Here is a 12,853-nt window from a genome sequence, read left to right as displayed (position 1 = left end):
TACGGGTCACCGGAACCCTCCCCGTCCGCCGCGCCCGAAGGACTCCCCATGTCCGTCACCAGCCCCGACGCCTCCGAGGAGAGCACGCCGCCCGCCGCGGCGACCCTCCGCTCCGGCTCCCTCGGCACCGCCGACATCGCCTTCTTCGTGGTCTCCGCCGCCGCCCCGCTCACCGTCATGGCCGGTGTCGCCCCGCTCGCGATCCTGCTCGGTGGCATCGGCGCCCCGGCCGGATACCTCGTCGCGGGCATCACGCTCGCCGTCTTCGCCGTCGGCTTCACCACCATGAGCCGTCATGTGCGGAGCGGCGGCGCCTTCTACGCGTACATCACCCGCGGCCTCGGCCGCCCGGTCGGCATCGGCGCCGCGCTGCTCGCCCTGGTCGGCTACAACGGCATGGAGATCGGCGTCTACGGCCTCCTCGCCTCCGCCACCAAGGACACCCTGCATGCCCTCTTCGGCGCCGACGTGCCCTGGCTGCCGATCTCCCTCGCCGGCCTCCTGCTCATCGGCTACGGCGGCTTCCGCTCGATCGACTTCGGCGCCAAGCTGCTCGGCGTGCTGCTCGTCGCCGAGACCGGCATCCTCGCGCTCCTCGCGGGCGGGGTGCTCGTCAAGGGCGGCTCGCACGGGCTGTCCGGGGCTTCCTTCGCGCCGGGCCACGTCCTCGTCCCCGGCACCGCGGTCGTCCTGGCCTTCGCCTTCGCCGCGTTCACCGGCTTCGAGTCGACCGTGATCTACCGCCGCGAGGCCCGCGACCCGAACCGCACAGTGCCCCGCGCCACCTACGCGGCCGTCGGATTCCTCGGCCTCTTCTACGCGTTCATGGTCTGGATCGTCATCCAGGCCTTCGGCGACGAGGAGGTGCTCGCGGCCGCGGCCAAGGACCCCGGCGGCCTGTTCTTCTCCGCCATCACCACCTACGTCGGCGGCTGGGCGGCCGACCTGATGCACCTGTTCATCGTCACGAGCGTCATCGCCTCCCTGCTCGCCTTCCACAACGCGATCAACCGCTACGTGCTCGCGCTCGCCGAAGAGGGCGTCCTGCCGCGCCGGCTGGGCCGCATCCACGACCGCCACCGCTCCCCGTACGTCGCGGGCGTCGCGCAGACCGTGCTCGGCGCGATCGTCGTCCTCGCCTTCTGGGCGGCCGGCGCCGACCCGTACGGGCAGCTGCTGCTGTGGGTCAACACCCCGGGAATGATCGGCCTGTTCATCCTGCAGCTGCTCGCCGCGATCGCCGTACCCTGCTACTTCCGGCGGGTGCGGCACCAGGAGGGCGTCCTGCGCACGGTCGTCGCGCCCGTCACCGCCGCCGTCCTGCTCGCCACCGCCATAGCGCTCGTCATCACCCACGTCGACCTGTTCACCGGCGCCTCCGCCACCGTCGACACCGTCCTGGTCGTCACGGCGCCCGCCGTCTTCCTCGCGGGCCTCGTCCTGGCGTGGTGGCTGCGCCGCGAACGGCCGCGGGTGTACGCCGACTTCGCGGCAGAGCCGGCCGGATAGCCGTACCGAACAACCGGATAGCCGTACCGAACAAGCCGTACCGAAAGCCGAACGACCGCATCGAACAAGGGAGTTCACCCCGCATGTCCAGCCCCGCCCTGATCCTCACCGGCGCCGAGGTCCGTACCCTCGACCCCGCCCGGCCGTACGCCACCGCCGTCGCCGTGCGCGACGGGGTGATCGCCGCGGTCGGTGACGAGGCCGACGTACGCGACTGGCGCGGGCCCGGCACCGAGGTCGTGTCGCTGCGGGGGGCGCACCTCGTGCCGGGACTCGTGGACGCGCACAGCCACCCTGTGTGGGGGCTGGAGATGGCGAGCGGGGCCGATCTGTCGGGGGTGACCGACCTCGCGGGCCTGAAGGCCGCGCTCGCGCGGGCCGAGCGGATCGACGGCTGGGTGGTCGGCCACGGCCTCGACCACAACGCCTTCGAGGGCCGCCCCGTCGACCGCGCCCTGATCGAGGACGTCCTCGACGGAGCACCGGCCTTCCTGCGTCTCTACGACGGCCACTCCGCGCTCGCGAGCGGCGCGGCCCTCGACGCGGCGGGCGTGACCGGGCCCCGCACCTTCGCCCAGCGCGCCCAGGTGGTCTGCGACGCCGACGGCCACCCCACCGGGCACCTCGTCGAGCACGCCGCGATGGACCTGCTGGCCGGTGTGGTGCCCCGGCCGTCGTACGCGGCCCGCCGGGCCCGCCTGGTGGAGCTGCTGTCGGAGATGGCGGCGACCGGGCTGACCGGGGCGCACGTCATGGACGGCGGCGACGAGGAGCTGGTCGCCTCCGTGGCCCGCGAGACGGTCCTGCCGGTGCGCCTGCGGTTCGCGCCCTGGTGCATGCCCGGGGTCGACGAGGCGGGCCTGCGGGAGCTGGTCGGCGCACAGGGCCGCGGGGGACGGCACTGGCAGGTCGGCGGGGTCAAGTTCTTCATGGACGGCACGGTGGAGGGCGGCACGGCCTGGCTGGAGCACGCCGACTGCCACGGGCAGGGCACCGAGGCGTTCTGGCCGGACCCCGAGGCGTACGCCGCCGCCGTACGGCACCTGCACGCGGCCGGTGTCCGCACCGCCACGCACGCCATCGGCGACGCGGCCGTCCGCCACGCCCTGGACGTCGTCGCGGGCCTCGGCCCGGACGGCCGCCACCGGCACCGCATCGAGCACATCGAGACGGCCCCCGACGACCTGCTCCCGCGCTTCGCCGAGCTCGGCGTGGCGGCGTCGATGCAGCCGCCGCACACCGCCTACACCCGCGCCGACGGCAGCGACGAGTGGTCCCGTCGCCTCGGCACCGCCCGAGCCGCCCACGCCTGGCGTCTGCGCGACCTGCGCGACGCGGGCGCGACGGTGGCCCTCGGCTCCGACTGGCCCATCGCCCACTACGACGCCCGCGCCGTCCTGGCCACCGCCCGGGCCCCGCGCGGGGCGGCCTCGGCGCGAGCGGGCCTGACCGGCCTGGAAGCACTGGAGGGCTGCACGACCCACGCCGCGCAGGCGGCGGGCGAGAGCGCGACGGCCGGCCGCATCACGCCCGGCCACAGGGCGGACCTGACGGCCCTGGCCATGGACCCGGTGAACACCCCACCGGACGAACTGGCGCAGGCCCCGGTACGCCTGACCGTGACGGGCGGCCACGTGACGCACCGCGGCGGCTGAGGGCTTTCAGGGGCGCGGGGAACCGCGCGACCGGCCACCTCCCATGCCGCACCCGCCCGACAACCTAACGCGGCACCTCGGAAGGCGGCATTTTCGGCAGCGCGTACGGCAGGACCCCGTACCAGGCCCACGACACCCCGAACCCGAAGGCGAGGCACAGCAGTCCGCCCACCGCGTCCAGCCAGAAGTGGTTCGCCGTGGCCACGATGACGATCAGCGTGGCCACGGGGTACAGCAGCCCGAGCACCCGCACCCATGGCACCTTGGCCAGGAAGAAGATCGTCAGCCCGCACCACACGGACCACCCGATGTGCATGGACGGCATCGCGGCGTACTGGTTCGACATGTGCTTCAGATCGCCCGACGCCATCGAGCCCCAGGTCCGGTGCACCATCACCGTGTCGATGAAGCTGCTGCCGTTCATGAGCCGCGGGGGTGCGAGCGGATACAGGTAGTAGCCGACCAGGGCCACACCGGTGGTCGCGAACAGCACCAGCCGGGTCGCCGCATAGCGCCCGGGATGACTGCGGAAGAGCCACACCAGCACGCTCAGCGTGATCACGAAGTGCAGGGTGGCGTAGTAGTAGTTCATGCCGACGATGAGCCAGGAAACGGAGTTCACCGCATGGTTGACCGACTCCTCGACGGCGATGCCCAGTTGGTGCTCGGTCTTCCAGATCCAGCCGGCGTTGCGCAGCGCCTTGCCGCGCTGCTCCGGGACCGCGTTGCGGATGAGCGAGTACGTCCAGTAACTCACCGCGATCAGAAGGATCTCGAACCAGAGCCGGGGCCGGCGCGGGGTGCGCAGCCGGCGCAGCAGACCCGGGCTCCCAGCGGCCGTGAGGGAGTCAGGAACGGCCGTCTGATCACGGTCTTCCAGACTGGTCACGGTCGGATCACCCATGGGCACAAAGTCTGCCAGAAACGTCCTGCCCGACCGATCATCCTCCGGTCGGGTTCGGCCCGCATGTTCTACAACGCCGAGACGCCCGCGCCTACTCCCGGCGAAGGGTGGAAAACCCCGGAATCTCCACCCTAGGGACGATTCCGGTCCCCAGGTGCCGAAGCGGTCGAACCGCGCACCACCAGCTCCGGCATGAACACGAACTCGCTGTGCGGCGCAGGCGTCCCGCCGATCTCCTCCAGCAACGTCCGCACCGCCGCCTGCCCCATCGCCGGGACCGGCTTGCGGATCGTGGTCAGCGGCGGGTCGGTGAAGGCGATCAGCGGGGAGTCGTCGAAGCCCACCACCGAGATGTCGCGCGGGACTTCGAGGCCGTGCTGCCGGGCCGCGCGTATCGCGCCGAGCGCCATCATGTCGCTCGCGCACACCACCGCCGTGCAGCCGCGGCCGATCAGCGCGGTGGCGGCGGCCTGGCCGCCCTCCAGCGTGTAGAGCGAGTGCTGGACCAGCTCCGTCTCGATCGCCTCCGCGCTCAGCCCGAGCTGGTCCTGGACGGCGCGGACGAAGCCCTCGATCTTGCGCTGCACCGGCACGAACCGCTTCGGTCCGAGCGCGAGCCCGATCCGCGTGTGCCCCAGCGAGGCCAGGTGCGTCACCGCCAGCGTCATCGCCGCGCGGTCGTCGGGGGAGATGAAGGGCGCCTGCACCTTCGGCGAGAAGCCGTCGACCAGCACGTAGGGCACGCCCTGGGCGCGCAGGCGGTCGTAGCGCTCCATGTCGGCGGTGGTGTCCGCGTGCAGTCCGGAGACGTAGATGATGCCGGCGACGCCGCGGTCGACGAGCATCTCCGTCAGCTCGTCCTCGGTCGAGCCGCCGGGGGTCTGGGTGGCGAGGACCGGGGTGTAGCCCTGCCGGGTCAGCGCCTGGCCGATCACCTGCGCCAGCGCGGGGAATATCGGGTTCTCCAGCTCCGGGGTGATCAGGCCCACCAGGCCCTCGCTGCGCTGCCGCAGACGGACCGGGCGCTCGTAGCCCAGTACGTCGAGGGCGGCGAGCACGGACTGGCGGGTGGTGGCGGCGACGCCCGGCTTCCCGTTGAGGACGCGGCTGACGGTCGCTTCGCTCACCCCCGCCTGAGCAGCGATGTCGGCAAGCCGTGTGGTCACGGCACCGGACTGTACCGGCCGTATCGTCATCGCGGTCCCTCAGTTCTGGTCGGTGCCCCTTGTCCCGCAAGAGGATGATTCCCGTGCCGGAGCAGGATGGCAAGAGCTTGCAGAGTCTTGCACAACCCGGTCCGTCCCCGCTCAGCCCCGTAGAACATGGGTCTCATGGCGGTCGAGGAGGGGTCACGGCGACGTAACTTCCGTCGTCGCTTGCACTTTTTTTCTGCAAGGTCTTTCGCAACGCTTGCATCGCTGTTACGTTCCCACTCGCCCGGCGGCCGCAACGGCGCAGTCGGCAAGACGGGAGCGGCGGACGGGGTCGCTCCCACCACACGGGCTTTCACCCTCAAGGAGAACTCATGCGGCGTGGCATAGCGGCCACCGCGCTGGTGGCGTCCCTCGCCCTCGCGGCGACGGCCTGCGGCGGCAGTGATAGCGGCAGCGACAAGAACAGCGGCCCGGTCACCATCACCTGGTGGGACACCTCCAACGCCACCAATGAGGCGCCGACCTACAAGGCCCTGGTCAAGCAGTTCGAGGCCGCCAACAAGGGCATCAAGGTCAACTACGTCAACGTCCCCTTCGACCAGGCGCAGAACAAGTTCGACACCGCCGCCGGTTCCAAGGGCGCCCCGGACGTGCTGCGTTCCGAGGTCGGCTGGACCCCCGCCTTCGCCAAGAAGAGCTACTTCCTGCCGCTGGACGGCACCGAGGCGCTCAAGGACAAGGACAAGTTCCAGTCCAGCCTGATCAAGCAGGCCCAGTACGAGGGCAAGACCTACGGCGTCCCGCTGGTCACCGACACCCTCGCGCTCGTCTACAACAAGGCCCTCTTCAAGAAGGCCGGCATCACCGAGGCCCCGAAGACCTGGGACGAGCTGAAGGCCGACGCCGCCAAGATCGACTCCAAGGCCAAGGTCTACGGCTACTGGGGCTCCACCCAGGCCTACTACGCCCAGACCTTCCTCTACGGCGAGGGCACCGACACGGTCGACGCCTCCGCCAAGAAGATCACCGTGAACTCGCCCGAGGCCCAGAAGGCCTACGGCACCTGGCTGAGCCTGTTCAAGGGGCAGGGCCTGCACAAGGCCGACACCACCGCCGACGCCTACGCCCACATCCAGGACGCGTTCGTCAGCGGCAAGGTCGCCTCGATCATCCAGGGCCCCTGGGAGATCACGAACTTCTACAAGGGCTCGGCCTTCAAGGACAAGTCCAACCTCGGCATCGCCAACATCCCGGCCGGCTCCACCGGCAAGGGCGGCGCCCCGACCGGCGGTCACAACCTGTCCGTCTACGCCGGTTCGGACTCCGCGCACCAGAAGGCCGCGCTGAAGTTCGTCAACTTCATGACCTCCGCCAAGTCGCAGACGGAGATCGCCCTGAAGAACTCCACGCTGCCCACCCGCGACGACGCCTACACCGCCGAGGTCAAGGCCGACCCGGGTATCGCCGGCTACCAGACGGTCTTGCCCGCCGCCCAGCCGCGGCCCGCGCTGCCGGAGTACAGCTCCCTGTGGGGCCCGCTGGACACCGAGCTGCCGAAGATCGCCGGTGGCAAGGAGTCCCTGGACAAGGGTCTGAGCAACGCTGAACTCGCCATCGCCAAGCTGGTGCCCGACTTCAGCAAGTAAGCCCCGCGTGGCCGTCGGATTCGTTGTGGGGAACGGATCCGACGGCCATCCGCCTGCGCCCAGCCGCTTCTCAGAGCCGTAGAACTTCCAGAAGGTGCCGAACATGACAGTCGCCATCGACCGCGCGACCGGCAAACGCCACGGTGACCGCGCGCCACGGCCCGGGCTGGGCCAGCGCCTCAAGCACAGCTATCAGAAATACTGGTACGCGTACGCGATGATCGCCCCGGTGGTGATCGTCCTCGGCGTCCTGGTGCTGTACCCCTTGGTGTACGGCCTCTACCTGACCCTCACCGACGCCAACAGCCTGAACACCGCGCGGACGATCGGCGTCAACCACATCGACGCCACGTACAAGTTCATCGGGCTGGACAACTACAAGGACATCCTCTTCGGCCCGCTGTCGTACGACCGCTTCTGGTCGCACTTCATCTGGACCGTCGCCTGGACGGCCCTGTGCGTCGCCCTGCACTACACGATCGGCCTCGGCCTTGCGCTGCTGCTCAACCAGAAGCTGCGCGGCCGGACCCTCTACCGGCTCCTGCTCATCGTGCCCTGGGCCGTCCCCACGTTCGTCACCGTCTTCGGCTGGCGCATCATGCTCTCCGACGGCGGGATCATCAACACCTTCCTCGACGCCCTGCACCTGCCGGCGCCGTCCTGGCTGGAGGACACCTTCTGGCAGCGGTTCGCCGCCATCATGGTCAACACCTGGTGCGGTGTGCCGTTCATGATGGTCTCGCTCCTCGGCGGCCTGCAATCCATCGACGCCTCCCTGTACGAGGCCGCCGAGATGGACGGCGCGAGTGCCTGGCAGCGCTTCCGCCACGTCACCCTGCCGGGCCTGCGCTCCGTGAGCTCCACGGTCGTCCTGCTCGGCATCATCTGGACCTTCAACCAGTTCGCCGTCATCTTCCTTCTGTTCGGCGCGAACTCGGCCCCGGACGCCCAGATCCTGGTCACCTGGGCCTACTACCTCGGCTTCGGGCAGCAGCCACGCGACTTCGCGCAGTCGGCCACCTACGGCATCCTGCTGCTGGCCATCCTGATCGTCTTCACCTCGTTCTACCGCCGCTGGCTGAACCGCAATGAGCAGCAGCTCGCGATCTGAGGCAGGAGTTCCCATGAGTACGACCACTGTCGCGACCTCAGCCGCGGTGACCGACGACGGCCAGGCCAAGCGCCCGCCCACGGCCCGGCGCCGGGGCCGGCGCAGCCTCGCGGCGTCCCTCACCTCCCACGGCATCCTGATCGCCGGGAGCGTGATCGCCCTCTTCCCGATCGTCTGGCTGGTCTTCCTGTCCCTCGGCCCGGACAAGGACGACTACCTCCACCCGGGCGGCATCTGGAAGAAGATGACGCTCTCCAACTACTCCTTCGTGCTGCAGCACACGAGCTTCTTCGACTGGCTGAAGAGCTCCCTGATCGTCTCGCTCGGCACCACCGTGCTCGGCGTCCTGGTCGCCGCCACCACCGGGTACGCGGTCTCGCGCATGCGCTTCCCGGCCTACCGCAAGTTCATGTGGGTGCTCCTGGTCACCCAGATGTTCCCGGTGGCCGTGCTCATGGTGCCGATGTACCAGATCCTGTCCGACCTCGGCCTGATCGACAGCTACCTCGGGCTGATCCTCGTCTACTGCTCGACGGCCGTGCCGTACTGCGCATGGCTGCTCAAGGGCTACTTCGACACCATCCCGTTCGAGATCGACGAGGCCGGACGCGTCGACGGGCTCTCCCCGTTCGGGACGTTCGCGCGACTGATCCTGCCGCTCGCCAAGCCCGGTCTGGCGGTCGCCGCCTTCTACAGCTTCATCACCGCGTTCGGCGAGGTCGCCTTCGCCACGACGTTCATGCTGGACGACCAGAAGTACACGCTCGCCGTCGGCCTGCAGACCTTCGTCAGCGAGCACGACGCCCAGCGCAACCTGATGGCCGCCACCGCCGTGCTGATCGCGATACCCGTCTCCGCGTTCTTCTACCTCGTGCAGAAGAACCTGGTGACCGGCCTGACGGCCGGCGGCACGAAGGGCTGACGCCGGCCCGGCCGCCCCAGAGAACCGAGACGGTCGCGGTGCCCATCCGACCCCGCAGTCACCGCGACCGTCTCGTCCCACCGATGTATCTCCACCCGACCCCATGACCCCGTTACGTACCAAGGACGCCATGAGCCAGCAGCACTCCGCCATTGCCCCGGCCCCGCACTCCGCCGAAGCCAAGCGCAGCGACTGGTGGAGAGACGCGGTGATCTACCAGGTGTATCCGCGCAGTTTCGCCGACAGCAACGGCGACGGCATGGGCGACCTGGAAGGCGTACGCTCCCGACTCCCGTACCTGCGCGACCTCGGCGTGGACGCCGTGTGGCTCAGCCCCTTCTATGCCTCTCCGCAGGCCGACGCCGGCTACGACGTCGCCGACTACCGTGCCGTCGACCCCATGTTCGGCAACCTGCTGGACGCGGACGCGCTGATCCGCGACGCCCGCGAGCTGGGTCTGCGCATCATCGTCGACCTCGTGCCCAACCACTCCTCCGACCAGCACGAGTGGTTCAAGCGCGCGCTGCGGGAGGGCCCGGGCTCGCCGCTGCGCGAGCGCTACCACTTCCGTCCCGGCAAGGGCGAGAACGGCGAACTGCCGCCCAACGACTGGGAGTCCATCTTCGGCGGACCGGCGTGGACCCGGGTGACGGAGCCGGACGGCACTCCCGGCGAGTGGTACCTCCACCTCTTCGCCTCCGAGCAGCCCGACTTCAACTGGGACCACCCGGCGGTGGGCGACGAGTTCCGCTCCATCCTGCGCTTCTGGCTGGACATGGGCGTCGACGGCTTCCGCATCGACGTCGCCCACGGCTTGGTGAAGGCACCCGGTCTGCCCGACCTCGGCGCCCACGACCAGCTGAAGTTGCTGGGCAACGATGTCATGCCCTTCTTCGACCAGGACGGCGTGCACGAGATCTACCGCCAGTGGCGGCACGTCCTCGACGAGTACGCGGGCGAGCGCATCTTCGTCGCCGAGGCATGGACGCCGACCGTCGAGCGCACCGCGAACTACGTCCGCCCCGACGAGCTGCACCAGGCCTTCAACTTCCAGTACCTGTCGACCGCCTGGGACGCCGAGGAGCTGCGCGCGTGCGTCGACCGCACGCTGGAGGCGATGCGCCCGGTGGGCGCCCCCGCCACCTGGGTGCTGTCCAACCACGACGTCACCCGGCACGCCACCCGCTTCGCCAACCCGCCCGGCCTCGGCACCCAGATCCGCCTGGCCGGCGACCGCGAGCTGGGCCTGCGGCGCGCCCGCGCCGCGAGCCTGCTCATGCTGGCGCTGCCCGGCTCCGCCTACGTCTACCAGGGCGAGGAGCTCGGCCTGCCGGACGTCGTCGACCTGCCGGACGAGGTGCGCCAGGACCCGGCGTACTTCCGCGGCGCCGGCCAGGACGGCTTCCGCGACGGCTGCCGGGTGCCCATCCCGTGGACGCGCGAGGGATCGTCGTACGGCTTCGGCGGCGGTGGCAGCTGGCTGCCGCAGCCGGCGGGCTGGGGCGAGCTGAGCGTCGAGGCGCAGCAGGGCGTGCCGGGCTCGACCCTGGAGCTGTACCGCGCCGCCCTCGCGGCCCGCCGTGAGCACCCCGACCTGGGTGCGGGCGAGGCGGTGGAGTGGCTGCGCGCCCCCGAGGGCGTACTCGCCTTCCGGCGCGGGGAGTTCGTGTGCGTCGCGAACACCGGTGGCGAGTCGGTGACGACTCCGGCGTACGGCCGCGTCCTGCTCGCCAGCGGTGAGGTGACCGAGGCGGACGGCGAGACGAAGGTGCCCGCGGACACCACGGTGTGGTTCACCACCCGCCTCTGAAATTTCTTGCATCAACTTCACACGGCCCGCTGCCTTTTCAGGCAGCGGGCCTTTAACATCTCCGTCACCGCAAGTTGGTTGAAAACTTGCAGCAAGAGCCTTCAACGGTGAAGGAGCCCCCACATGGCACGCAGAACGCTCTCCGCGGCGGTCGCCCTCTCGGCCGCCGCCCTTGTCATGACCCCGACGGCCGCACACGCCTCGCCCCCCGGGACCAAGGACGTCACCGCCGTCCTCTTCGAGTGGAAGTACGCCTCGGTCGCCAAGGAGTGCACCAGCACGATCGGCCCGGCCGGCTACGGATACGTCCAGGTCTCCCCGCCCGCCGAGCACATACAGGGCTCGCAGTGGTGGACGTCGTACCAGCCGGTGAGCTACAAGATCGCGGGCCGCCTCGGCGACCGCGCCGCCTTCCAGAACATGGTCAGCACCTGCCACGCGGCCGGCGTGAAGGTCGTCGTCGACACCGTCATCAACCACATGTCCGCGGGCAGCGGCACCGGCACGGGCGGGTCGTCGTACACGAAGTACGACTACCCCGGCCTCTACTCCTCCTACGACTTCGACGACTGCACCTCGCAGGTCTCCAACTACCAGGACCGCTGGAACGTCCAGCACTGCGAACTGGTGGGCCTCGCCGACCTGGACACGGGGGAGGAGTACGTCCGCAAGACCATCGCCGGATACATGAACGACCTGCTCTCCCTCGGCGTCGACGGCTTCCGCATCGACGCGGCCAAGCACATCGACGCCGCCGACCTGGCGAACATCAAGTCCCGCCTGACCAACCCGAACGCGTACTGGAAGCAGGAGGTCATCTACGGCGCCGGCGAGGCCGTCCAGCCCACCGAGTACACCGGCAACGGCGACGTCCAGGAGTTCCGCTACGCCTACGACCTCAAGCGCGTCTTCAACAACGAGAACCTCGCCTACCTGAAGAACTACGGCGAGGGCTGGGGCTACATGAGCAGCTCGGTGGCCGGCGTCTTCGTCGACAACCACGACACCGAGCGCAACGGCAGCACGCTCAACTACAAGGACGGCGCCAACTACACCCTGGCCAACGTCTTCATGCTCGCCTACCCCTACGGCGCCCCGGACATCAACTCCGGCTACGAGTGGTCCGACGCGGACGCCGGCCCGCCCAACGGCGGCACCGTCACCGCCTGCTGGCAGGACGGCTGGAAGTGCCAGCACGCCTGGCCGGAGATCAAGTCCATGGTGGCCTTCCGCAACGCCACCCGTGGCCAGGCCCTGAGCAACTGGTGGGACGACGGCAACGACGCCATCGGCTTCGGCCGCGGCAGCAAGGGCTATGTCGCCATCAACCACGAGACGAGCTCGCTGACCCGGACCTACCAGACGTCCCTGCCGGCGGGAACGTACTGCAACGTGCAGAACAACACGTCGGTGGCGGTGAACTCCAGTGGGCAGTTCACCGCCACCTTGGGCGCCAACACGGCGCTGGCGATCTACGCCGGGAAGTCGAGCTGCTGAGGCCCTACTTCCAGGTGTCGCTCGTGGTGTAGCCGGACGAACCGCCCGTCGTGTACGAGCGGTTCGTCCCGGGCTCCCAGGTCACGTTCCCGGAGCCGGCTTGACCGCCTTCGAGGCGGACGTCGTCGGGGCGTACTCGTCGAACGTCGCGCTCACCGTGGAGCCGGACGAACCGCCCCCGCCTCCCGGGTCGTCGCAGCCGACGGTGCACGTGCAGGACGCGTCGTAGAAGGCGACCGTGCTCTTCGCCGGGATGGTGAGCGAGGCGCTGCCGCCGGAGACGGTGACCGTGCTCGCGCCGCCGTCGACGACGTTCCTGCAGGTGCCGTCCGCCATGCCGGTGGTGAAGGTGTTGTGCCAGGCCACCATGCCGACGAGCCCGGTGTCACGGTCCAGGCAGTACCAGCTTCCGCCGGAGCAGTCGGTGTCCGTCACGAAGCCCGAGGAGTTCGGCGGGGCCTGGTCGCTCTGGAGGACAGGTCGCTGACGTTCCCCTGGAACGCGCTCTCCATCCTGCTCGCGTCGGTGAAGTCCAGGACGTCGCCGGAGGCTAGGTCGTGTCTCTCAACTTCGTAGCCAAGTGATGACGGCCGCCAGTACGGCTGCAGAGCGATAGACGATCGCGAGTTTGTCGTAACGGGTGGC

At 69.7% G+C, this 12,853-nt stretch carries 10 protein-coding genes; 7 read left to right on the top strand and 3 right to left on the bottom strand.

All coding sequences use genetic code 11. The features are described from left to right. Positions 1-48 precede the first annotated feature (48 nt). Entirely contained in the window at positions 49-1,509 is a 1,461-nt protein-coding gene (locus ACFU97_RS00050) for an APC family permease (protein WP_384248630.1), read from the top strand. 83 nt (positions 1,510-1,592) lie between these two features. Then, positions 1,593-3,164, top strand: a complete 1,572-nt coding sequence (locus tag ACFU97_RS00045) for an amidohydrolase (protein WP_384248628.1) — start codon at positions 1,593-1,595, stop codon at positions 3,162-3,164. A 64-nt stretch (positions 3,165-3,228) separates the two neighbouring features. Here the strand turns inward: ACFU97_RS00045 and ACFU97_RS00040 are convergent, their stop codons facing one another. Beyond that, a complete protein-coding gene (locus ACFU97_RS00040) occupies positions 3,229-4,068 on the bottom strand; it encodes a phosphatase PAP2 family protein (RefSeq protein WP_384248626.1) in 840 nt (279 codons plus the stop codon). Between the two features lie 131 nt (positions 4,069-4,199). Further along, positions 4,200-5,234, bottom strand: coding sequence for a LacI family DNA-binding transcriptional regulator (locus ACFU97_RS00035; RefSeq protein ID WP_384248623.1), 1,035 nt, complete (start codon positions 5,232-5,234; stop codon positions 4,200-4,202). Positions 5,235-5,593: 359 nt separating this feature from the next. Between ACFU97_RS00035 and ACFU97_RS00030 the strand changes: the two genes are divergently transcribed. The 5 genes from ACFU97_RS00030 to ACFU97_RS00010 all read left to right on the top strand — a co-directional run bounded on the left by ACFU97_RS00030 (position 5,594) and on the right by ACFU97_RS00010 (position 12,208). Further along, positions 5,594-6,868: an extracellular solute-binding protein gene (locus ACFU97_RS00030; protein ID WP_384248621.1), complete on the top strand. Its 1,275-nt coding sequence runs from the start codon at positions 5,594-5,596 to the stop codon at positions 6,866-6,868. A gap of 103 nt (positions 6,869-6,971) precedes the next feature. Further along, positions 6,972-7,979, top strand: coding sequence for a carbohydrate ABC transporter permease (locus ACFU97_RS00025; RefSeq protein WP_384248618.1), 1,008 nt, complete (start codon positions 6,972-6,974; stop codon positions 7,977-7,979). Between the two features lie 13 nt (positions 7,980-7,992). Beyond that, complete coding sequence (locus tag ACFU97_RS00020; RefSeq protein ID WP_384248616.1) at positions 7,993-8,901, top strand: sugar ABC transporter permease; 909 nt, start codon at positions 7,993-7,995, stop codon at positions 8,899-8,901. Between the two features lie 130 nt (positions 8,902-9,031). Next, positions 9,032-10,711: a glycoside hydrolase family 13 protein gene (locus tag ACFU97_RS00015; RefSeq protein ID WP_384248614.1), complete on the top strand. Its 1,680-nt coding sequence runs from the start codon at positions 9,032-9,034 to the stop codon at positions 10,709-10,711. A 123-nt stretch (positions 10,712-10,834) separates the two neighbouring features. Beyond that, on the top strand, positions 10,835-12,208 hold the full coding sequence (locus ACFU97_RS00010; protein ID WP_384248611.1) for an alpha-amylase family protein: 1,374 nt from the start codon (positions 10,835-10,837) through the stop codon (positions 12,206-12,208). A gap of 81 nt (positions 12,209-12,289) precedes the next feature. On the opposite strand, the gene ACFU97_RS00005 is transcribed toward ACFU97_RS00010, so the two are convergent. Further along, on the bottom strand, positions 12,290-12,643 hold the full coding sequence (locus ACFU97_RS00005; RefSeq protein WP_384248609.1) for a hypothetical protein: 354 nt from the start codon (positions 12,641-12,643) through the stop codon (positions 12,290-12,292). Positions 12,644-12,853: the final 210 nt, after the last annotated feature.

Origin of the sequence: Streptomyces sp. NPDC057616 (genome assembly GCF_042800575.1) — a bacterium.
Classification (GTDB): Bacteria; Actinomycetota; Actinomycetes; order Streptomycetales; family Streptomycetaceae; genus Streptomyces.
Note: the sequence above shows the minus strand (reverse complement) of the source record. Positions and strands in the feature narration are given on the sequence as shown.